The sequence below is a fragment of the Brevibacterium ammoniilyticum genome, assembly GCF_038429965.1.
Lineage (GTDB): Bacteria > Actinomycetota > Actinomycetes > Actinomycetales > Brevibacteriaceae > Brevibacterium > Brevibacterium ammoniilyticum.
The window spans coordinates 119,479-141,737 of sequence record NZ_BAABNP010000009.1 but is presented as its reverse complement, the minus strand read 5'-3'; the positions used below and the strand labels follow the sequence as shown (position 1 = coordinate 141,737).

At 67.6% G+C, this 22,259-nt stretch carries 18 protein-coding genes; 8 read left to right on the top strand and 10 right to left on the bottom strand.

Annotation, left to right across the window (positions count from 1 at the left end):
* Window positions 1-56: 56 nt before the first annotated feature.
* Together AAHA49_RS12130 and AAHA49_RS12125 are read right to left on the bottom strand one after the other, a co-directional pair.
* Window positions 57-818, bottom strand: coding sequence for a 3-hydroxyacyl-CoA dehydrogenase (locus AAHA49_RS12130; RefSeq protein ID WP_342038493.1), 762 nt, complete (start codon window positions 816-818; stop codon window positions 57-59).
* A gap of 219 nt (window positions 819-1,037) precedes the next feature.
* Window positions 1,038-1,613 (bottom strand): NADPH-dependent FMN reductase, encoded by a 576-nt coding sequence (locus tag AAHA49_RS12125; RefSeq protein WP_342038492.1) that lies wholly within the window; start codon window positions 1,611-1,613, stop codon window positions 1,038-1,040.
* A gap of 218 nt (window positions 1,614-1,831) precedes the next feature.
* Between AAHA49_RS12125 and AAHA49_RS12120 the strand changes: the two genes are divergently transcribed.
* The gene (locus AAHA49_RS12120; RefSeq protein ID WP_342038491.1) at window positions 1,832-2,491 is read left to right on the top strand and encodes a TetR/AcrR family transcriptional regulator; all 660 of its coding nucleotides are present in this window, start codon (window positions 1,832-1,834) and stop codon (window positions 2,489-2,491) included.
* Window positions 2,492-2,569: 78 nt separating this feature from the next.
* On the opposite strand, the gene AAHA49_RS12115 is transcribed toward AAHA49_RS12120, so the two are convergent.
* From AAHA49_RS12115 to AAHA49_RS12100, 4 genes are all read right to left on the bottom strand, one after another.
* Window positions 2,570-4,507, bottom strand: coding sequence for a dipeptide ABC transporter ATP-binding protein (locus AAHA49_RS12115; protein WP_342038490.1), 1,938 nt, complete (start codon window positions 4,505-4,507; stop codon window positions 2,570-2,572).
* On the bottom strand, window positions 4,504-5,556 hold the full coding sequence (locus AAHA49_RS12110) for an ABC transporter permease (RefSeq protein WP_342038489.1): 1,053 nt from the start codon (window positions 5,554-5,556) through the stop codon (window positions 4,504-4,506). Before AAHA49_RS12110 ends, AAHA49_RS12115 begins: the two co-directional genes overlap by 4 nt.
* Entirely contained in the window at window positions 5,556-6,641 is a 1,086-nt protein-coding gene (locus AAHA49_RS12105) for an ABC transporter permease (protein WP_342038488.1), read from the bottom strand. The genes AAHA49_RS12110 and AAHA49_RS12105 overlap by 1 nt, the downstream gene beginning before the upstream one ends.
* 212 nt (window positions 6,642-6,853) lie before the next feature.
* Window positions 6,854-8,488, bottom strand: a complete 1,635-nt coding sequence (locus AAHA49_RS12100; RefSeq protein ID WP_342038487.1) for an ABC transporter substrate-binding protein — start codon at window positions 8,486-8,488, stop codon at window positions 6,854-6,856.
* A 329-nt stretch (window positions 8,489-8,817) separates the two neighbouring features.
* On the opposite strand from AAHA49_RS12100, the gene AAHA49_RS12095 reads away from it, so the two are divergent.
* The 3 genes from AAHA49_RS12095 to modA all read left to right on the top strand — a co-directional run bounded on the left by AAHA49_RS12095 (window position 8,818) and on the right by modA (window position 12,212).
* Entirely contained in the window at window positions 8,818-10,356 is a 1,539-nt protein-coding gene (locus tag AAHA49_RS12095; protein ID WP_342038486.1) for an alanine/glycine:cation symporter family protein, read from the top strand.
* 456 nt (window positions 10,357-10,812) lie between these two features.
* Complete coding sequence (locus tag AAHA49_RS12090) at window positions 10,813-11,205, top strand: hypothetical protein (RefSeq protein WP_342038485.1); 393 nt, start codon at window positions 10,813-10,815, stop codon at window positions 11,203-11,205.
* Window positions 11,206-11,441: 236 nt separating this feature from the next.
* On the top strand, window positions 11,442-12,212 hold the full coding sequence (gene modA, locus AAHA49_RS12085; protein WP_342038484.1) for a molybdate ABC transporter substrate-binding protein: 771 nt from the start codon (window positions 11,442-11,444) through the stop codon (window positions 12,210-12,212).
* Between the two features lie 267 nt (window positions 12,213-12,479).
* Here the strand turns inward: modA and fbaA are convergent, their stop codons facing one another.
* Together fbaA and AAHA49_RS12075 are read right to left on the bottom strand one after the other, a co-directional pair.
* Entirely contained in the window at window positions 12,480-13,502 is a 1,023-nt protein-coding gene (fbaA, locus tag AAHA49_RS12080) for a class II fructose-bisphosphate aldolase (RefSeq protein WP_342038483.1), read from the bottom strand.
* A gap of 640 nt (window positions 13,503-14,142) precedes the next feature.
* Window positions 14,143-16,233, bottom strand: a complete 2,091-nt coding sequence (locus AAHA49_RS12075) for a BCCT family transporter (RefSeq protein WP_342038482.1) — start codon at window positions 16,231-16,233, stop codon at window positions 14,143-14,145.
* 121 nt (window positions 16,234-16,354) lie between these two features.
* Here AAHA49_RS12075 and AAHA49_RS12070 point away from each other — a divergent pair, with 121 nt between their 5' ends.
* Window positions 16,355-17,674, top strand: a complete 1,320-nt coding sequence (locus AAHA49_RS12070) for an MFS transporter (protein ID WP_342038481.1) — start codon at window positions 16,355-16,357, stop codon at window positions 17,672-17,674.
* 75 nt (window positions 17,675-17,749) lie between these two features.
* Here the strand turns inward: AAHA49_RS12070 and AAHA49_RS12065 are convergent, their stop codons facing one another.
* Entirely contained in the window at window positions 17,750-18,238 is a 489-nt protein-coding gene (locus AAHA49_RS12065) for an SRPBCC family protein (RefSeq protein WP_342038480.1), read from the bottom strand.
* A 21-nt stretch (window positions 18,239-18,259) separates the two neighbouring features.
* Window positions 18,260-18,661, bottom strand: coding sequence for an ArsR/SmtB family transcription factor (locus AAHA49_RS12060; protein ID WP_342038479.1), 402 nt, complete (start codon window positions 18,659-18,661; stop codon window positions 18,260-18,262).
* Window positions 18,662-18,760: 99 nt separating this feature from the next.
* Between AAHA49_RS12060 and AAHA49_RS12055 the strand changes: the two genes are divergently transcribed.
* Genes AAHA49_RS12055 through AAHA49_RS12045 form a run of 3 tightly spaced genes read left to right on the top strand, consistent with a single transcriptional unit; the run spans window position 18,761 to window position 22,151 of the window.
* Window positions 18,761-19,459 carry a TetR/AcrR family transcriptional regulator gene (locus AAHA49_RS12055; protein WP_342038478.1) on the top strand — a complete coding sequence of 233 codons (699 nt, stop codon included), beginning with the start codon at window positions 18,761-18,763 and terminating at the stop codon, window positions 19,457-19,459.
* Entirely contained in the window at window positions 19,456-20,391 is a 936-nt protein-coding gene (locus AAHA49_RS12050; protein ID WP_342038477.1) for an ABC transporter ATP-binding protein, read from the top strand. The genes AAHA49_RS12055 and AAHA49_RS12050 overlap by 4 nt, the downstream gene beginning before the upstream one ends.
* Window positions 20,388-22,151, top strand: coding sequence for an ABC transporter permease (locus tag AAHA49_RS12045; protein ID WP_342038476.1), 1,764 nt, complete (start codon window positions 20,388-20,390; stop codon window positions 22,149-22,151). The genes AAHA49_RS12050 and AAHA49_RS12045 overlap by 4 nt, the downstream gene beginning before the upstream one ends.
* The last annotated feature ends 108 nt before the right edge of the window (window positions 22,152-22,259 follow it).

Genomic DNA, 22,259 nt, shown 5'->3' with positions numbered 1-22,259 from the left:
GGCCGCCCCGCGACGATGCGCGGGACGGCCTGTTCGGTGCTGTCGGCCGGCTCAGCTCACTTCGGGGCCATGCGGATCGCGCCGTCGAGGCGGATCGTCTCCCCGTTGAGCATGGGGTTGGCCACGATCGACTCGACGAGCTGCGCGTACTCGGCCGGCTTGCCCAGCCGGGCCGGATGGGGCACGGACTTACCGAGCGATTCCTGCGCCTCGGCGGGCAGGCCGGCCATCATCGGGGTCTCGAAGATCCCGGGGGCGATCGTGACGACGCGGATGAGGGAGGCGGCGAGCTCGCGGGCCATCGGCAGGGTCACGGCGGCCACCGCGCCCTTCGACGCCGAGTAGGCGATCTGCCCGATCTGACCGTCGAAGGCCGCGACCGAGGCGGTGTTGACGATGACGCCGCGCTCCTCGCCCACAGGCTCCTCCTGCTGCATCGCGGCGGCGGCGAGGCGGCAGACGTTGACGGTGCCGACGACGTTGATCGCCATGACCTTGGTGAACGCCTCGAGGGGCAGCGGGCCCTTCTTCGACACGAGCTTGCCCGGCGTCGCGACGCCCGCGCAGTTGACGACGACGCGCAGGGCGCCGAGGCCGGTGGCAGTGTCGACGGCGGCCTGGACCTGGGCTTCGTCGGTGACGTCGGCTGCGACGAAGTGCGCGCGGTCGCCGAGTTCGGCTGCCACCTGTTCCCCCACCTCGGCGTTGAGGTCGACCATGACGACCTGGGCACCGGCGGCCAGCAGGCGTTCGGTGGTGGCGCGGCCGAGCCCGGAGGCTCCGCCGGTGACGAGGGCGACGGTGTCGGTGAGTTCCAAGGGTGTCCTTCGCTTCGGGGGTCTCGGTCAGGGCCGCCGAGGTGGGCGCAGCGCTGAGCGATCGTTCACTGGCATGACTCTATCGCAGGGGTGTCGCCCAGATCACAGCGGGTGCGCGAGCACCGCGGACACGACGCAGCCCGCCTGCCGAGGAGGCAGACGGGCTGGGATCGGTCAGCGCCTGCGGGCGCGTAACGTCAGCAGGCGCGGAACTTCGGCTCAGACGGTGACGGCCTCGGAGCCTTCGCGCACGCCCTTGAGGGCTCCGCCCCAGGCGACGAGGTCGTCGACCATCGAGGCGAACGGGGCGGCGGACACCTCGGTGGGGGTGAAGGCGCCGTCGGTGACGTCGGTGAAGATGCTGAAGGAGGCCTGGTCGCGGACGACGGCGACCTTGTAGTTGGCGAGGATGTGGCGCAGGTGCTCGGCTGCGCGCACACCCTTGTCGGCACCGTAGTTGACGATGCCGGCGACCTTGTGGTTGAACTCGGTGGCGACGAAGTCGAGGGCGTTCTTCAGGGAACCGGAGATCGAGTGGTTGTACTCGGGGGTGACGAAGATGAACGCGTCGAACTCGTCGAGCTTCGCGCCCCACGCCTTGGTGTGGGCGTTCTGGTACATCTTCGCGCCGGCGGGAACGACCTCGTCGAGGAGGGGCAGGTCGAACTCGCCGAAGTCGACCACCTCGGCGCGGATGTCGTCACGCCCGGCCAGCTGCGCGTCCACCCACGAGACGATCTGAGGGTTGAGGGCCTGGGGGCGGGAGGTGCCGGGGATGATCGCGATGTTGAGCATATGCGTCCTTCGTTCGGTGTCGGTGTGCCGACGATCCTCGTCGTCGGCCGTGCGGGTGCCCGCGGTGCTTCACCGCATGGCACATTCGTGCCAACCTGATTGAATCTTTGATCATTCCGCCTCGGTGGGGTGACGCTCACCACACCGCCGATCTGCGGTATCGTCGAGGGGCAAGTGAAAGAATGTTCGATCCCCGACGAATGTGGAGTGAGGTCACCGTGAGAGCGACGAACGGGCGCAACAACATCCTCCGCTCAGCTCGGGACACGTTCGCGACGAAGGGCTTCGACGGCGCCTCGATCCGCGACATCGCGCAGGCGGCCGGGCTGAGCCTCTCGGCCCTCTACTACTACTTCCCGTCGAAGCAGGAAGCGCTCTACGAGCTCGTCCACACCGCGTACACGTGGTACATCGACCATTCCCGTGCCGTCGTCGCCGAGGTGGGCGACGATCCCGTCGACCAGCTCGCCGTGTCCGTGCGCTACCTCTCGCGGTACCGGATGGCCAACGTCTCCGTGTCCACGGTGCTGCTGCGCGACACCGAACGCCTCGACGGTGAGAATGCGGCCCGGATCAAGACGCTGCAGCGCGAGGCCCGCGCGGTCCTCGGCGACATCATCGAGGCCGGCATCGCCTCGGGTGCGTTCCGAGTCGGCCACGCGCAGCTGGCGACGCGGGCGATCCTCTCGATCTGCAATTCGCTGTCGATCTGGTTCCGTCCCGGCGGCGAACTCGAATCCGACCAAATCGAACGCGAATTCACCCTCTACGCGATGCGCATCGTCGGCATCGACGCCGATACGGCCGAACTCGACCGCCTGCTCGCCCTGCCCGTCAACGAGGCGGGCATGCTCGACTTCATCGCCGAAGGCAAGTAGCCGCTCACTTCACCCGACGTCGCAAACTCGACCCGGCGCCGCATCCCATTTGCGACGTCGGGTCGAGTTAGCGGGAGGTCAGCCCGCGGCGGCGCGCAGTTCGCGAGCCAGTTCGCGTCGCTTCGCCTGCTCGACCGGGTCGGGCACGGGCAGGGAGGCGATGAGCCGCTTCGTGTAGGCGTTGCTCGGCGCCCCGAGCACCTGCTCGCCCGTGCCCTCCTCGAGCAGCCTGCCGTGGAAGAGCACGCCGATGCGATCGGAGAGCATGTCGACGACGGCGAGGTCGTGGCTGATGAACAGCGCCGCGAAGTCGAAGCGGTTCTGCAGCTCGACGAAGAGCTCGAGCACCTTCGCCTGCACCGAGACATCGAGCGCCGAGGTCGGCTCGTCGGCGATGAGCAGTTCGGGATCGAGCGCGAGCCCACGCGCCAGTGACGCCCTCTGCCGCTGCCCGCCCGAGAGCTCGTGCGGGTAGCGCCCGGCGTACTCGGCCGGCAGTTGCACCGAGTCGAGCAGCTCGAGCACCCGCGTCTGTCGATCGCGCGCGCTCATCTCCGTCCGGTGGATCGCGAAGGGCTCCGCGATGCACTCGCCGATCGTCAGGTGCGGGTTGAATGACGCCGCCGGATCCTGGAAGACGAACCCGATGCGCTTGCGGATCGACCGGAACGACCGCTCCTTGAACCCGACCATCTCGTGCCCGAGCACGGAGAGGCTGCCGCCGCTGGCCCTGGTCAGGCCCGCGATGGCGCGCCCGATCGTCGTCTTGCCCGAGCCCGATTCGCCGACGAGCCCGTAGACCTCGCCCGCCTTGATCTCGAAGCTCACCGACTTCACCGCGTGGAAGTCCGGCCGTCCGAGCCCGCCCGGGTAGACGATGTCGAGACCGTCCGCGACGACGACAGCTTCCCTCGCCGAGGCGGTGCCCCGGTCCGCATCCAGCGCCGCCTCGTCCGCGTCCCTCCCCGAGGCGGTCGCCCGGGCCGTGTCATCGGCAGGTCCAGCCTCGTCGGTTGCCCCGGCAGTCCCCGCCGCAGACGACGCAGCAGACGACTCCGCCGCGGCCTTCCGGCTGCCTGCGACGGTCGAGCCGAGTTTCGGCACGGCCGCGAGCAGGTCCTTCGTGTACTGCTCCTTGGGATCGCTGAAGAGCGTGCCCACAGGTGAGACCTCGATGAGGTCCCCGCGGTACATCACGGCCACCCGGTCGGCGAGGTCGGCGACGACGCCCATGTTGTGGGTGATGAGGACGATCGCCGTCCCTGTCCGGTCCCGCAGGTCGCGGAGCAGGTCGAGGATCTCGGCCTGCACGGTTACGTCGAGCGCGGTGGTCGGCTCGTCGGCGACGATGAGCTTCGCCCCGAGGGCGAGCGCCATGGCGATGACGATACGCTGCTTCTGCCCGCCGGAGAACTGGTGCGGGTAGTAGTCGAAGCGGTTCTTCGCATCGGGGATGCCGACCTGCTCCATCGCCGCGACGACCTTGTCCTTGAGCTCGGCCTTGCTCGCCTTCGGATGGTGGGCGCGCAGTCCCTCGGCGATCTGCCAGCCGACGGTGAACACGGGGTTGAGCGCGGTCGATGGCTCCTGGAAGACCATCGCCACGTCCGAGCCGCGCATGTGCCGCAGCTGCTCGGCGGAGACGGTGAGGACGTTCTTGCCCGAGAGCATGACGGCCCCGCCGCGCTGCGCGGTCCCCGGGAGGAGCCCGAGGATGCTGCGCGCGGTCACAGTCTTGCCCGAGCCGGATTCGCCGACGATCGCGAGCACTTCGCCCGGCCGCACGGACAGGCTGACCTCCTTGACGGCGTGCACCTCACCGGCGTCGGTGGAGAACGTCACGTCGAGGTTGTCGACCTCGAGGATCGGGCCCGACCCCGTGGAATCGCGCCCGGCCCGGTCGTCGCCCGCCCCAGCAGGCCCGGCCTCCACGGACCCGGCCCCAGCGGACCCGGTCTCCGCGGGCCCCACCTCGGCGTTCATATCTTCAGCCTGTGGATTCGTCCATGCGCTCATGCCGCAGCCTTCCTGTCCCTGGCGCCCGCGGCGCCGGCCTTCGTCTTCGCCTTCCTGCGCACGCGCAGACGCGGGTCGTTGAGGTCGTTCATCGACTCCCCGACCAGCGTGATGCCGAGGACGGTGAGGACGATCGCGAGCCCCGGGAACACCGAGGTCCACCACACGCCGCTGGTCACGTCCGGCAGTGCCTTGTTGAGGTCGTAGCCCCATTCCGCCGCCGAGGTGGGTTCGATGCCGAAGCCCAGGAACCCGAGTCCGGCGAGGGTGAGGATCGCCTCGGAGGAGTTGAGGGTGAAGATCAGCGGCAGGGTGCGCGTGGCATTGCGGAAGATGTGCTTGCCGATGATCCGGGTCTTCGAGGCGCCGAGGACGATCGCCGATTCGACGAACGGTTCGGCCTTGAGCCGCAGCGTCTCCGCGCGCACGACGCGGAAGTACTGCGGGATGAAGACGACCGTGATCGAGAACGCCGCCGCCGCGATGCCGCCCCACGCGCTCGACCGTCCTCCGGAGATCGCGATCGCCATGACGATCGCGAGCAGCAGGGTCGGGAATGCGTAGACGGCGTCGGCGATGACGACGAGGATCCGGTCGAGCCAGCCGCCGAGGTAGCCGGAGATGAGGCCGAGGATGACCCCGGCGAAGAGGGAGGCGACGACGGCGACGACGATGACGGCGATCGCGGTCTGCGCACCCCACACGACACGGGAGAAGACATCGTATCCGCCGACCGTGGTGCCCCAGATGTGTTCGGCGCTCGGGGGCTGGGTGGCTCCGAAGTTCCCATCCGAGGTGCCGAGCTGGTTGAAGCCGTAGGGGGCGATGAGCGGAGCGAAGATCGCGCAGATGAGCACGATCCCGCAGAGCACGAGCCCGGTGACGAGCATGCCGCGCTGCAGGCCGACGGACTGGCGCAGGTGGGAGACGATGGGCAGCCGCGAGAACCACGACTTCTTCGCCTTCTCGTCGAGCACCACGGCGGGCACACCGGAACCGGGGGCCGCCTCGGCGAAGTCCTGGGTGGGAGTCTCAGTGTTCTCGGACATCAGTACCTCACTCGGGGGTCGATGAAGGCGGCGATGACGTCGACCAAGAAGTTCGTGAACGCCACGATGACGGCGAGGAAGACGACGATGCCCTGGACGGCGACGAAGTCGCGGGCGGTGAGGTACTCAGCGAGTTTGAAGCCGATGCCCTTCCACTCGAACGTCGTCTCCGTGAGCACCGCACCGGCGAGCATGAGGGCGATCTGCATGCCCATGACCGTGATGATCGGGATGAGCGCCGGCCAGTAGGCGTGCTTGGTCACGAGACGGAACTCGGAGATCCCGCGTGACCGGCCGGAGTCGATGTACTGCTGGCCGAGCGTGCCGATGAGGTTCGTGCGCACGAGGCGGAGGAAGACGCCGGCGGTGAGGATGCCGAGCGCGATCGCCGGGAGCACCGCGTGGGCGAGGACGTCGCCGAGGACCTCGATGTTGCCGATGCGGATCGCGTCGACGATGTAGAGCCGGGTCGGGTTGACGACGCCGGACATGATGTACTCCGTCTCCGTCGTGCCGCGGCCGGCCACCGGGAGGATCGGGAAGTAGACGCCGAAGATGAGTTTGAGGATCATGCCGGCGAAGAACACGGGCGTCGCATAGCCGAGGATCGCGAGGATGCGCAGCGCCGCATCGGGGGCCTTGTCGCGCTTGTAGGCGGCGAGCATGCCCAGCGGGATGCCGATGACGAAGGCGACGATGAGGGCGTAGAAGACGAGTTCGACGGTGGCCGCACCGTAGTTGAGGATCACCTCGGTGACGGGCCGGCCGTCGGAGACCGTGGTGCCGAAGTCACCGCGGAGCAGATTGCCCATGTACTCGAAGTACTGGACGAGGATGGGCCGGTCGTAGCCGGCGGCGTGGACGCGTTCGGCGAGCTGGGCCTGGGTGAGCCGGCCGCCGAGGGCGGCGGTGATCGGGTCGCCGGTGATCCTCATGAGGAAGAACACCAGGGTGGTGAGAATGAAGATGGTCGGAATGATGAGGAGGAAGCGGATGAGGACGTAGCGTCCCAGACCGCCTCCCGAGGACTTCTTCACCGCGGCGGTCGGTTCGGCCGCCTCGGGTTGGCTGATGGCTGCAGACATGGTTCCTTCAGGTGTCGTCTCTGGGGTTCGCGCCCGCACGGCAGCGTCCGGGACGGCTCACCGGGCTCGGTGGGCGTCCCGACTGCGGGGTGCGCACGCACCACGAGGTGCAGGTGATCGCTCACCTGCACCTCGTGTCGGCGGTCAGCTGGCTGATCGCCTCGGCCGGGCCTCGACCGGTGCGCCGGTCGGGGGCTCAAGCCTGTGTGCGCTCACTTGCTCAGCAGCGCCAGACGGAACTGGAACGCGGGGTCGAGGGTCTCCGAGACACCCTTGACGTCCTTGCCGGCGACCGCGATCTGGTTGCCCTGGAGCAGCGGCAGCGTCGGCAGTTCCTCGGCCAGCTGGTTCTGCAGGGTCTCGATCGCCTTCGCGCGTTCGCCCTTGTCGGCAATCGACGCCTGGTCGGTCAGCTCCTTGTTGATCTTGTCGTCACGGAAGTGGTTGCCGAGGAAACTCGGGGTCTCATCCGTGTCGTAGAAGAACGGCACGAGGTAGTTGTCGGCGTCCGAGTAGTCGGGGAACCAGCCGAGCTGGTACATCGGGTAGACGTCGGCGGTGCGGTCCTTCGAGTACTGCACCCATTCGGTCGACTGGAGGTTGACCTTGAACAGTCCGGTCTTGTCCAGCTGGTCCTTGATCAGCGCGTACTCCTCGCCGGAGGAGGGGCCGTAGTGATCGGGGTTGTACTGGAGGTTGAGGTCGACCGGGGTCTGCACGCCGGCATCCTCGAGCGCCTTCTTCGCCTTCTCGACGTCCGCACCGCCCTGACCGTCGCCGTAGGCGGACTTCAGCGATTCGTTCGCGCCGGGCAGTCCGTCGGGGACGAAGGAGTACAGCGGGGTGTACGTGTCCTTGTAGACCTGCTTCGCGATCGCCTGGCGGTCGACCGAATCGGCCATCGCCTGACGCACGGCCAGCGCCTTCTTCTCGTCCGGGGTGTCGGTCTTCGCACCGAAGGGCATCGTGTCCATGTTGTAGACGATGTAGCGGATCTCGCCGCCGGGGCCCTTGTGGACGGTGAGGTCCTTGTTCTTGCCGAGGTCCTCGATGTCGGTGGCGGACAGCGAACGCCAGGCCACGTCGATCGTGCCCTTTTCGACGTCGAGCTTCATGTTGTTCGCGTCCGAGTAGTACTTCATCTGCACCGTGTCGGTCTTCGCAGGCTCCAGGTAGCCCTGGTAGTCCGGGTAGGCCTTGTACGTGAGCAGCTCGTTGAACTTGAAGCCGTCGATCGTGTACGGACCGGCGAACGCCTTGCCGTCGACGATCTCCTGGTCCGGGGTGAGCTTGTCCGGGGAGAAGACGTCCTCATCGACGATCGGTCCCGCCGCCGAGGCGAGCACGCCCGGCCAGGTCTGGTCGTTCTCCCGCTTGAGGTTGAAGACGACCGTCTGGTCGTCGGGGGTCTCGACCGATTCGAGCCCGCCGAGGAGGGACGACGGTCCGTTGGGATCCTGGATCTTGATCTGGCGGTCGAAGGAGAACTTCACATCCGAGGAGGTCAGTTCGTTGCCGTTGGCGTATTTGAGGCCGTCCTTGAGCTTGACCTCGTACTTCTTCGGCTCCGTGAAGTCCGCGGACTCCGCGATCGACGGGTTGAGCTCGGCGGTGCCGGGCTTGTAGGCGAGGATGAACGGGTAGACCTGCTGTTCGACGAACGAGGTTCCGTTGTCGTAGGCGCCCGCCGGGTCGAGCTTCGTCACCTTGTCGGTGGTTCCCACCGTGAGCATGCCCCCGTCCTCGCCGCCGCCTCCACCGCCGGTGGTCGAGGTCGAGCATGCCGAGAGAAGCAGAGCGCCGGCCGCAGCGATGGCAGCGGCCTTGATGCCAGTTCGACGTTTCATCGTGTTCCTGTTCTTTCACAAGTGCTCTCCGTGTCGTCTTTGCTCGGAGAGATCCGGATCACATCATACGGATTCCGTCCCAGATAGTGAACCAGACCACAGTGAATGGTTGATTCTGAAACCGTTTCGCAACCTCGACTTCCGCGAATCGGCGGGCCTCACCGGCGAATTTGCGTCCCAGCTCACAATCGGCTTCACTTATGAGGTGGCTCACAGGCAAGCCACAACCTTCTCTTGGAGTGGGTGCCTCACGACCGGTGTCCGAACAGTCGGATTCGCGGGTCGTCGCGCAGCCGGGAATCCACGCACAAACGAACGATTGGAACAACGTGTCCGCAGTCATCGAATGGCTCAACGGGATCATCTGGTCCTCTTGGCTTGTCTACCTCTGCCTCGGCGCAGGCGTCTACTTCACGATCCGGTCGCGTGCCGTCCAGATCCGCAAGATCAAGTCGATCTTCACCCAGATGTTCCGCGGCAAGAGCTCCGAGGACGGCGTGTCCTCGTTCCAGGCGCTCTCGATGTCCCTGGCCGGACGCGTCGGCGTCGGCAACATCGCCGGCGTGGCCACCGCGATCGGCTTCGGCGGCCCCGGTGCCGTCGTGTGGATGTGGATCTCGGCCCTCCTCGGCGCCTCGACCTCCTACGTCGAGTCGACCCTGGGTCAGACGTACAAGGAGAAGGACCCCAAGACCGGTGAGTACCGCGGCGGGCCGGCCTTCTACCTCGAGAAGGCCTACCAGCTCACCCGCTTCGGCAAGTTCTTCAAGGTCTACGGCTTCATCTTCGCCGCCGTCACGGTGCTCGCGATGTCGTTCCTCCTGCCCGGCGTCCAGTCGCGCGCCATCGGCGGTGCGGTGACGAACGCCTGGAACCTGCCCACCTGGGTCACGGCACTCGCTCTCGTCGTCATCATGGCCTTCATCGTCATCGGCGGCGTCAAGCGCATCGCCCACTTCGCCTCGCTCGCCGTGCCGTTCATGGCGATCATCTACATCCTCGCGGCGATCGCGGTCACCTTCATCAACGCCGACCAGATCGTGCCCGTCATCGAGCTGATCTTCAAGTCCGCGTTCGGTGTCGACACCAGCTCGGAGGCTGCCTTCGGCGGCATCATCGGCCTCGCCGTCCAGTGGGGCGTCCAGCGCGGCATCTACTCCAACGAGGCCGGTCAGGGCACCGGTCCCCATGCCGCTGCCGCCGCCGAGGTGTCCCACCCGACCAAGCAGGGCCTCGTCCAGGCCGGCTCGGTCTACATCGACACCCTCTTCGTGTGCTCGGCCACGGCCTTCATGATCCTCTCCACCGGCATGTACCGGGTGCTCAGCCCCGAGGGTGAGATCATCGGCTCCGGTCGCGGACAGCTCGCCGAGGCGCTCGAGACGACTCCCGGTGAGGGATGGCCGCAGTCGGGTCTCGACTCGATGATCCCGGGCATCGGCGGCAGCTTCATCGCCGTGTCGATCTTCCTCTTCGCGCTGACGACGATCGTCGCCTACTACTACATGGCGGAGACGAACCTCGTCTACCTGCTCGGCAAGCTGAAGAACCCCATGTACCTGACCATCGGCACGCGGGCTCTCCAGGTGCTCATCCTCATCGCCGTGGCCATCGGCGTGATGAACGACAACCCCAGCGATGCGTGGGCGCTCGGCGACATCGGCGTCGGTGCCATGGCGTGGCTGAACATCGTCGGCATCCTCATCCTCCAGCAGCCGGCCTTCAAGCTGCTGCGGGACTTCGAACGCCAGCAGAAGCTCGGGCTCGACCCCGAGTTCGATCCGCAGGCGCTCGGCATCAAGAACGCCACGTTCTGGGAGGAGCGCTGGGCGAAGATGAAGGCCGGCGAGCACGTGCCGCAGGGCTGATGCTGCACCGCTGCGGCTGCGTGGCTAGGGCTGCACGGCTGAGGTTGCACGGCTAGGGTTGCACGGCTGTGGCCGGGCAGCAGCACGAACGACGAGGTCCGGGACAATGGCGTCCCGGACCTCGTGCCATTCACCCGCGAGGGCACGACTCACCTGCGAGGGCACCACCACCCCGGGGTCAGGACCGCCTTGGCGTCGATGCCCTCCGCCCGCCTCCATCACGACCGCCTCGGCGTCGCTGCCCTCCGCCCACCTGCAGCTCGAACGGCGGTGACGGTGATTCTCATCTTTGGAATGTTCACCACACTCAGCGTCACCGACGGCATGTTGTCTGGGCGTATGGATTTTCGTTGACGCTGAGGCAACATGCCGCGTGAGGTGATGGAGGGCATGGACACGACAGCACATATCACCGCAGTTCGCCGGAATCCCGCCTCGCGGCTCCATCACTCATCGATGATCACGCTCACGCTTGGTGCGAGCCTGGCTCTGGGGCTCGGCCTGTGTTGGAGCATGATCTCGATCCGCTCGCTGCAGGCGGCCGACAGCAGTTGGCTCGCGGTCACCGACGCGTGGTGGTCGTGGGCGCTCATGCTCGTCGCCGCCGCGCTCATTCCGGCCCCCACCTGGGGCAGGATCGGCAACACCCTGATCGCGGGAGGGTCTGCGGTCACTGTCTATTACGTCATCAAAGCCCAGTGGGCGATCGGATATCCGGGAAGCTCTCGCGGTTTTGCGACCTACTTCCAGGCCGACAGCTTCCTTCTCTATCTCCTCGCCGTGATCGTCGCGGCGCCTGCGCTCGGGGGCATCGTCGGCGGCGTGTCCGCAGCGCTGCGCCGACGCTGAACTGCGACTTCTGGACCCTGAGTGTCGATCTGCGAGCGAAGAATCGACACTCAGGGTCCAGTAGTCACTCGGCATTGCGCCGATGCCGGGCTGCGGTGTTCAGCCACCGGGAGTCAACCAGGCAGGAGCGGCCTGACCGCTCCGCCACGTCCTCCCAATGGAAGAATCTTTCCATTTATGTCTCAGATGATGGCTGAAATGTGTCTTTTCTCCGCATCTGCGGATACCTTGGGTCCATGAAGAAATGCATCGTCGCCCTGTGCACCGTCGCACTGCTCACCCTCAGCGCCTGCTCGACAGGCTCAGCGTCGTCCGGCGATTCCGCCGACTCGAACGAGAAGACCACGCTCACCGTCTTCGCCGCCGCCTCTCTCACCGAGGTGTTCGACGAGATCGCGACCGAGTTCAAGAAGACCGAACCGAACACCGACGTGACGTTCTCCTTCGCCGGTTCCTCGGACCTCGTCTCGCAGATCACCGAGGGCGCCCCCGCCGACGTCATCGCCACCGCCGATGAGAAGACGATGGACGGGCTTGCCGGCGACGGTCTCCTCGCAGGCGACCCGGAGATCTTCGCGTCGAACACCCTCACCCTCGCAGTGGCCCCGGGCAACCCGAAGAAGATCAGGACCTCGAAGGACTTCGCGGGCAACGACCTCGTCGTCTGCGCCCCGCAGGTGCCGTGCGGCGCAGCCACCGAGAAGTGGGCGAAGCAGAACGACGTCACCCTCGACCCGGCGAGCGAGGAGAACTCGGTCACCGACGTGCTCGGGAAGGTGAGCGCGGGCCAGGCGGATGCGGGGATCGTCTACGTCACCGATGTCGCCCGCGCCGACGGCTCGGTCGAACAGGTCGACCTCGACGGGGCCGACAAGGTCGTCAACCAGTACCCGGCCGCGACCGTCAAGGCAAGCGAGAACCAGGAGCAGGCTGACGCCTTCGTCACGTTCCTCCGGTCCGACGCGGCCGTGAAGCTGCTCACGGACGCGGGATTCTCCACCCCGTGAACCGGGGCACCTTCTCCACCCCGTGAACCGGGGCACCTTCTCCACCCCATGAGCCCGGGCGCCGACAACCATGTTCGGGCAGGCGTTTTCAGGACGCGCAGTGTCGATTCTGAGCTCAGTGATCGACACTGAGCGTCCTCGACTCGGCAGCCGCCGACCTCCCACGGGCGCATCGCCGCGACCACTCGCGTTAGACCGTCCGAACGTCGACGGGCCCCGCACTGCTGACCTGCAGTGCGGGGCCCGTCGAGGCTCAGTGCCCGGAGATCACTTCACGCTCGTGCCTGCAGAGCCGAGGTTCTCGCAGGCCTCGACGACGCGTGCGGCCATGCCCGCCTCGGCGGCCTTGCCGTACGCACGCGGATCGTACTCCTTCTTGTTGCCCACCTCGCCGTCGACCTTGAGCACGCCGTCGTAGTGGCGGAACATGTGGTCGGCGACGGGACGCGTGAAGGCGTACTGGGTGTCGGTGTCGACGTTCATCTTCACGACTCCGTGGCGGACCGCCTCGGCGATCTCCTCGGCACTCGATCCGGAACCGCCGTGGAAGACGAGGTCGAAGGGCTTGTCCTTGCCGACCTCCTTGCCGACGGCGGCCTGGATCTCGCCGAGCAGCTCGGGACGGAGCTTGACGTTGCCCGGCTTGTAGACGCCGTGGACGTTGCCGAAGGTCAGCGCCGTGAGGTAGCGGCCCTTCTCCCCGGTGCCGAGTGCGCGCACCGTGGCGAGCCCGTCCTCGACGGTCGTGTAGAGCTGTTCGTTGATCTCGTTCTCGACGCCGTCCTCTTCGCCGCCGACGACGCCGACCTCGATCTCAAGGATCGCATGCGCTGCCGCGGCGAGCTCGAGCAGCTCCTCGGCGAGGACGAGGTTCTCGTCGAGAGGCACGGCCGAGCCGTCCCACATGTGCGACTGGAAGTACGGCGCTCCGCCTGCATTGACGCGTTCGGTCGAGGCGGCGAGCAGCGGCTTGACCCACGCTTCGACGGCGTCCTTGGGGGCGTGGTCGGTGTGGAGGGCGATGTTGACGTCGTAGCTCTTGGCCACCTCGGTGGCGAACGCGGAGAACGCGATCGCGCCGCGCACACGGTCCTTGATGGTCGGACCGGAGATGTACTCGGCGCCGCCCGTCGAGAGCTGGACGATCCCGTCCGAGCCCGCCTCGGCGAAACCGCGGATCGCGGCGTTGATCGTCTGCGAGGACGTGCAGTTGATCGCCGGGTAGGCGAAGCCCTGCGACTTCGCCCGGTCGATCATCTCGGCATACACTTCGGGGCTGGCAATGGGCATATGGGCTCCTTGGTCGATGCGGTCGCGGTCAGGTGGTCCCAGCCTACTCGGTCACCTGCCCGCGCCCGAAGGGCCCGCACCGAATTCCCACGTGGTCCACGCCCGACGTTCCCGTCGACCGACGCGCGTCGTTCCCGCTCCGACCGACGCGCGTCGGTCCCGCTCAGTCTCCGAGCGGCGTTCCCGCCCGGTCCCCGCCGCGGTTTCCTTCCCGGGCGGTGCACGTCGTTCCAGCTCGGTCCACGGACGTCCGAGAATGCGCCACCTGAGTCCGAATACGCTAGGCGCATTCGGACTCAACTGGCGCAAACCGAGAGTTCTCCCCTCGCCGAGGTGGGGGTGGGGCCGCCGCCGAGGCGGTCTCCAGGTTCGTTCGTTGCCGTGCCTGGAACCACGCCGCTCCCCCGCGACTTGCCAGTCTGCGGAACCTTGGGGGCGACAATCGCGCCGAGATCACCGGTGAGTGTCCGCAGATCGGCCTGCAACGGGGCGCAGACGCACGACGACGGCCACGTGGAGTTCTCCACGTGGCCGTCGTCCACAGGTGTCCGGGCCGCTGGCGACTCGGGACCGAGCGCCCGGTCCGAGGCCAGAGCTCGGCCGCTCCCAGGCCCAAACCCGAGCGCCCGGACCGCTTGCGCTACTTGTCCTTGCGAAGGTTGAGCTTCCGGGCGGTGTCCCGCAGCCCCTTGCCTTCTTTGCCCTCGCGGCGCGAACCGCCGTCGCGACCCTCGCGACGAGTTTCGCCGTCACCACCGTCCCGACGCGAACCGCCGTCACGCCCCGCGCGCCCGTCGCGATCAGTGTCGTCCCGGCGTCCGGCCTTGTCGCGCTGGCGCTCGAGTAGGCCGCGGCTGCGCGTGATCTGGTAGTCGATGCGCTCGTCGACGATGTCGCCCAGGTACTGGTCGAAGTCGTCGGCGAGGTGCTCGCCCACGGCCCGGTAGGCCGCCGCACGCTCGATCGCCGCGGTGCGCTTGGCCTCCTTCCCGAAGGCCTTGAGCGTCGAGACGCACACGAGGATAAGCACGATGCTGAAGGGCAGTGCCGTGATGAGCGATCCCGCCTGCAGCGCCGTGAGCCCGCCCGCGGTGAGCAGGGCGATCGCCAGTGCACCTTCGAGCAGCGCCCAGAGCACACGCGACCAGATCGGCGGGTTCGGGTGTCCGCCCGAGGCGAGCATGTCGACGACGAGCGAGCCCGAGTCCGAGGACGTGATGAAGAAGATCGCCACGAGGATGATCGCGATGACCGAGAGCACCGAGCCCAGGGGCAGTCCGCCGAGGACGTCGAAGAGCACCCGCTCGGCGACGACGCCCTCCTCGGGATCGACGAGGTCTCCCGCGCCGAAGAGCTGCCGGTAGATGCCCGCGCCGCCCATGACGGAGAACCAGAAGAACCCGACGAGCGAAGGGACGAGGAGGACGCCGGCGATGAACTCGCGGACCGTGCGGCCACGCGAGATGCGGGCGATGAAGACACCGACGAACGGCGCCCACGAGATCCACCAGCCCCAGTAGAACAGGGTCCACGAGGCGTTCCACTTCGCACCCTCCTCGCCGGTGTAGGCACCGATGTCGAAGGTCATGCCGAGCACGTTCGCGAGGTAGACGCCGAGCGATTCGACGAAGTTCTGGAAGAGGAAGAGTGTGGGTCCGAGCACGAGCACCGTGACGAGCAGAAGGCCCGCCAGCGAGAGGTTGATGTTCGAGAGCCACTTGATGCCCGCGCCCACACCCGAGACCACGGAGAACGTGGCGAGCAGGGTGATGATGACGATGAGGATGACGAGGAAGAGGTTGTCGTATTCCCCGACCAGACCGATGTGGGCCAATCCTGCGGAGATCTGCTGCACGCCGAGGCCGAGCGAGGTGGCGATGCCGAAGACCGTGCCGAAGATCGCGACGACGTCGATGAGGTCACCGGCCCAGCCCTTGACGTAGCGGCCGAGCAGCGGTTCGAGGGCCCAGCGGATCGAGAGCGGACGTCCGCGACGGTGGATCGCGTACGCCAGCGCCATGCCGAGCACCGCGTAGAGCGCCCACGGGTGCAGACCCCAGTGGACGAAGGTCTGGGCCATGCCCAGCTGTGCGTTCTCGATCTCACCGCCGGGCCAGCCCGGCTTGCCGCCGGTGGTGGCGAAGGTGAGGGGTTCGGCGACGCCGTAGAAGACGAGTCCGATGCCCATGCCGGCGGCGAAGAGCATCGCGAACCAGGAGAGGATGCCGAACTCGGGTTCGTCGTCGTCCTTGCCGAGTTTGATCCGGCCGTACTTCGAGACGCCGACGACGATCGCGAACGCGACGAACGCACCGACGACGAGCATGTAGTACCAGCCGAGGTCGGCGACGATCCAGGACTGGATGCCGAGGATGGTCTCCCCGGCCCCGGTCGGGAAGACGATCGAGAGCACGGCGACGGCGACGATGACGATGAGCGCGGGCCAGAACACACGCGGGGCGATCATGCCCCGCCCGATCCTCACGCCCTGCCGGCGCAGCTTCTCCGTGATCGCCTCGTCGGAGTCGCCCTCACCGATGTGGAGCTTCTCGGGCAGGTGGAGCCTGACCGGGTCGGGGGCGCCGAAGAGGTAGTGGTTCTGCTCCTCGGGGGTGAGCTCCGAATCGCTGCCGGCCGCGGCGTCCTGGCCGGACCCAGAGTCGGTCGCGGTCTCCTCGTCACCCGGCGGATTTCCCGCCGGATCTGTCTTGTCCACGTGGGAATCAGTCATGGAGTCCTTCATATCGGGTGCCTCTAAACGACTTACCACCTTGCCGTAATACTGAAGAAACATCAACCGAATTCTCATCGCACTGACATGATCGGACCTGCACGTTCAGTACAGTGACGACATGCACGCACATCCGAGATCCCAGGTCAGCTCGCGCACCGGCGTCTTCAGCTGGGCGCTGTGGGACTGGGGTTCGGCGTCGTTCAATGCCGTCATCATCACCTTCGTCTTCACCCCGTATCTGACGAAGGCCGTCGCAAGCTCCGAGGAGTCCGGGTCGGCGGCTCTCGGCTGGTCGATGGCCGCCGCCGGCCTCGTCATCGCCCTCGTCGCCCCGGCCGTGGGCACCCGCGCCGACGCCGGGGGACGGCACAAACTGTGGCTCGGCGTCCACACCGGCATCGTGGTGGCGACGATGTTCGGCCTCTTCTTCGTCCGCGACTCCCCCGCCTACCTGTGGCTGGGTCTGCTCCTCATCGCCGTGGGCAGCGTGTTCTTCGAATTCGCCGAGGTGGCCTACAACGGCATCATGGTCCGCATCTCCACAGCGGACAACGTCGGGAAGGTCTCCGGCTTCGGCTGGGGGATGGGGTATGCGGGCGGTCTCGTCCTCCTCGTCCTCCTCCTCGTCCTCGTCATCCAGCCCGAGGTCGGACTGTTCGGCGCCACCGACGAGGGCGGCCTGCGCTTCCGCATCGTCGCCGCCCTCTCCGCGGCGTGGTTCGCGATCTTCGCGATCCCCGTCCTCATCACCGCGCCCGGTGCGAAGGTCAAGGGCACCTCGGCGGGGCATCCGATCCGGGCGTTCATCGCCGACTATGCCGCCCTCGTCCGCCGCCTCGTGCGCATGTGGCGGACCGAGCATCAGACGCTGAGGTTCTTCATCGCCTCGGCGATCTTCCGCGACGGACTCGCCGCGATCTTCGCGTTCGCCGGGGTCCTCGCCGCCGGCAGCTACGGCTTCTCCGCCGCCCAGATCATCGTCCTCGGCGTGGCTGCGAACGTCGCCGCCGGGGCAGGGGCGATGATCGCGGGATTCTTCGACGACAGGTTCGGGCCGAAACCGGTCATCATCGTGGGCCTCATCGTGATCATCGCCGGCGGCGTCCCGATCATCTTCTCCGCCGAGGCGGGGGTGTTCTGGGCCTGCGCCCTGATCCTGAGCTTCTGCGTCGGCCCCGTCCAGGCCTCGTCGCGGTCGTTCCTCGCCCGCATCACCCCGCCCGAGCGCGCCGGCGAGAACTTCGGCCTCTACGCCACCACGGGCCGCGCCGTGAGCTTCCTCGGTCCGGCGATGTTCGCCCTCTCGATCTCCCTGTTCGGCTTCCAGCGGGCGGGGACGATCGGCATCATCGTCGTCCTCCTCCTCGGTCTGGCCCTCATCATCCCCGTCCGCCCCGACGCGCCGAGGCGGTCGATGGAGGCGATGGCTGGAACGTGATCCAGTCTCCGGGTGAGCACGGCCCCGCCGAGGCGGTCGTGTCGCCGGTCGCGGGCGTGCAGCCAGCCGCTGCCCTCAGTCGCGGGCGAGGAGGTCGTCGATCTGGTTGATCGCGCCCGTGGCGCCCTCGACCATGCCCATCTCGAGCACGGTCCGCAGCCCCTCGACGGTCTCGTAAACGGCGGTGTAGACGGCTTTCGTGCCTCCGCCGTCTGCGGTGAAGGTGTAGGTGTTGGTGCTGCCGGGCAGGGAGTCGACGATCTCGAACGACTCGTCGGCGAAGTAGTCGCGGAAGGCGAAGCTGCGCGGGGCGTCGACGGCTGTGACCTCCCACAGTCCGTAGAACTTCTCTCCTTCGGGGCTCGTCATGAAGTAGGTGACCCGCCCGCCGGGGGTGAGCGAGTGGTCGACGACGGTGGCCGGGTAGGTCGGGGGACCCCAGATCTGCTCGAGCTGCCTGGGGTCGGCATAGACGTCCCAGACGCGTTCGGGGGCCGCGTCGAAGCGGGCGACCATCGTCAGGGTCTTCGTGTCCTCATCGTGGGTGGTCTCGGTTACGGGCATCGTCTCTCCTCACCTCGGCGATCACCGTGATCGCTGTTGCGACGATCCCGGTCGGGTCGTCGTCGTGTCCGGTGCGTCGCCCTCGGCGGATCCGTCGCCCTCGGCGGCGAGCAGCGCGTCGATGCGCTCGACCCTCTCCCGCCATTGGATCTCGAGGTCGCCGAGGAGGTCGCGCACGGTGCGGATCGCCCCGAGATCGGTCCGGGTGACCTGCCGCCTGCCGCTGCGCTGCTTGGTCACGAGCCCGGCTCGTTCGAGCACGGCGACGTGCTTCTGGACGGCGGCGAAGCTCATGTCGTACTTCGCTGCGAGTTCGGACACCGACAACCCCTCGACGAGGGCCCTGGCCACGATGTCGCGCCGGGTCCGATCGGCCAACGCCTGGAACATCGCGTCGACATCGTCATCGAGCTGAGCTGTCATGTCCTCATCCTACAACCGAACGGTTGTACGTCAAGGCCGCGCGGAGAATTCATCGACGCCCCATTGACAGCATGATTGAACACGCGTTTAATATTGAACATGCGTTCAAAGACACCGAAGGACAGCGCCGCACCGACCCGCGCTCCGAACTCCTCGCCCGAGACGGCGAAGAGGATCCTCGACGCGGCGATCGACGAGTTCTCCGCACACGGGTTCCAGAAGACGACCGTGCGCGGCATCGCCGCCGCGGCAGGGGTCTCCCCCGGCCTCGTCATCCACCACTTCGGGTCGAAGGAGGGCCTGCGCACCGCGTGTGACGACCACGTCTTCGAGGCCATCACGGCGAAGAAGGCCGAGAACGCCGGGTACCGGGTCATGGCCGTGCAGATGATGTTCGACGATCCCACGATGACCACGTACGTCGACTACCTCCTCAAGTCGCTGCTCGAACCCACCGAGCACGGCCAGCGCTACTTCGACCACTATGTCGACCTCGTCGAGTCCTACATCGTCGAGGGCTTCGCCGGCTATGAGTTCCGGCGCAGCGAGGACACCCGCGGGCAGGCGGCGATGCTCGCCGTCATGGCCCTCGCCCCGGCGATGCTGAGCAGGCGGCTCGAAGCGAACCTCGGCACCGCCGACGTCGCCTCGACGATGACCCGCCTCGCCCCACACCTGCTCGACCTCTACACGGGCGGCGTCATCGCCTCGGCGCCGGAGCCCGCCGGTCCGCCAGGCGGCGCCGCTCCGACCCCACCGACATTCTCAGCACACGAGACAGGAGAGGACCCATCATGACTGTTCAGACGTCCACCGCACCCGCACACTCAGCAGCGACCGCCTCGGCGGCCATCGAGCTCGACGGGGTGGTCAAGACCTACGGGAGGGTGCGCGCCCTCGACGGACTCGACCTCACCGTCGCCCGCGGCGAGGTCCACGGCTTCCTCGGCCCCAACGGCGCCGGCAAGTCGACGACGATCCGGATCCTCCTCGGGATCCTCCGGCACGATCAGGGCCGGGTCAGCCTCCTCGGCGAGGATCCGTGGAAGAAGGCGGTGTCGCTGCATCGGCGGCTCGCGTATGTGCCCGGCGATGTCGAACTCTGGCCGGGCCTGACCGGCGGGGAGGCGATCGACCTGTTCTCGCGGCTGCGCGGCGGCGTCGACACGGCGAAGCGGGACGAGCTCATCGAGCGCTTCGACCTCGACCCGCGGAAGAAGGGCCGGACGTATTCGAAGGGCAATCGGCAGAAGGTCGCGCTCATCTCCGCCCTCGCCTCGGACGTCGACCTGCTCCTCCTCGACGAGCCCACCGCGGGTCTCGACCCGCTCATGGAGGCGGTGTTCCAGGAGTGCATTCGTGAGGAGAAGGACCAGGGGCGCACGGTGCTGCTCTCGAGTCACATCCTCGCCCAGGTCGAGGCGCTGGCCGATCGGGTCTCGATCATCCGTGCCGGCCGCAATGTCGAGACCGGGGCGCTGTCGGACCTGCGCCACCTCTCGCGCACCACGGTGACCGTCCAGGTCGTCAAGGACATCCCTGAGCTGACCACGATGCCCGGTGTCCACGACCTCGTCCGCGAGGGACCGCAGCTGCACTTCAGCGCCGACACCGCGCAGCTGCCGGGAATCATGCGGGCGCTCGGCGATCACGACATCGAGTCGCTGACCGCCACCCCGCCGACCCTCGAGCAGCTCCTGCTGCGCCACTACGGAACGGAGGAGTCATGAGCACGCACACCAGGGAGGGCTCCACCCGTCTGCTGGCCACCGATGCGCCGCCGACGGGGAGGCATTCGTCCGACGGCCGGTCCGCCGGCAGCAGGTCTGCCGGTGGCCCGGCGCATCGTGACCACCCGGCGCATCGGGCTGAATCGGGCTCGAACCTCACCGGGCTCGGCACACTGCTGCGCTTCATGCTCCGCCGCGACCGCTGGCGTCTGCCGCTGTGGGTGCTCGGCCTCTCGGCGATGACCGCGTACTTCGCGAACGCGATCGCTCTCGTCCTCGACGGCTCCTCGCTCGAGTCGATGATGGTCTTCGCGAAGAACCCCGTGATGGGAGTCATCACCGGGCCCGGATACGGCTTCGACGACATCACGGTGCCGCGGTTCATCGTCGGCATGTACGGGGTCTTCCTCATGCTCGGCGCAGCGCTCATGGGGATCCTGACGATCTCCCGTCACACCCGCAGCGAGGAGCAGACGGGTCGGGCCGAGCTCATCCGGTCCAATGTCACCGGACGGCACACGCAGCTCATCGCCGCCCTCGTCCTCGCGGTCCTCATGTCCGTGCTCACGAGCCTGGGCATGGCGGCGGCGTTCTACTTCTCGCAGGCCGAACCGCGTCCCTTCTCCTCGGTGCTGCTCTTCGGTGTCAGCGTCGGCTCCGTCGGCGTCGTCTTCGCCGGGGTCGCGGCCGTGACCGCGCAGCTCTCGGCGTTCTCCCGGGCGTGCTCGGGGATCGCCGGCGCCGTGCTCGCGGCGTTCTTCATCGTCCGCGGGCTCGGCGACATGTCGGCCGTCCAGGGCGGCGACCTCGAGTGGCTGTCGTGGCTGTCCCCGCTGGGCTGGGCCCAGCAGACCGCGCCGTTCACCCTCGACCGGTGGTGGCCTCTGCTGCTGAGCGTCGGATTCTTCGTCCTCCTCGTCGTCCTCGCCCTCGTCCTCCAGTCCCGGCGCGATCTCGCCGCGGGCATCCTGCCCGATCGCCTCGGACGGCCCGGCGCCTCGGCGGCGCTGTCGACGCCGTTCGCCCTGGCCCTGCGCCTGCAGCGCTCGAGCCTCATCTGGTGGTCGGTGGGGATCCTCGCCATGGGCGTCGTCTTCGGGTCGTTCACCTCGGCGATGTCCGAGGGAGCCGGCGGCATGCCGCCGGAGATCCTGGCGATCATGGGCGGAGCCGACGGAATCGTCGACGGCTATCTCGGGTTCATGGGGCTCTACTTCGCGATCATCGTCGCCGTCTTCGCACTCATCTCCGCCGGCGGCCTGCGGGCCGAGGAGCAGGGGTTCCGCACCGAACCCGTGCTCGCCACCGGGGTCAGCCGGCCGGGGTGGATGCTCGCCTGGGCGAGCGTGTCGTTCCTCGGCGCGCTCCTGCTCATGGCGCTCGGCGGCTTCGGCGAGGGCTTCGGGGCCGCGGCCTCGACCGGCGACTGGGATCTGCTCGGTCCCACCTTCGTCGGCCACCTCGCGCAGACCCCGGCGATCTGGGCGCTGCTCGGCATCGCCTTCCTCGCCTACGGCATCGTCCCGCGGGTCATGGGCATCGGCTGGATCGTCTTCGCCGCCTCCGCGGTCCTCGCGTTCTTCGGCACGATGCTCCAGCTCGACGAGGCGATCCTCGACCTGTCCGTGTTCGTCCACATCGGACAGTACCCGTCGGTCGACCTCGAACCGGCGGCGATCGCGTGGCTGACCGCGGGAGGCATCGTCCTCACGCTCATCGGCGCGGTGGGCTTCCGCCGGCGCAACCTCATCACCGCGTGATTCCCCTCGCCGAGGCGGGGCGTCGTCACAGCCTGACGACGTCCCGCCTGGGCGGGCTGTGTCCGCGCGGCCGTGACGTGCGCGGCCGTGACGTGCGCGACCGTGATG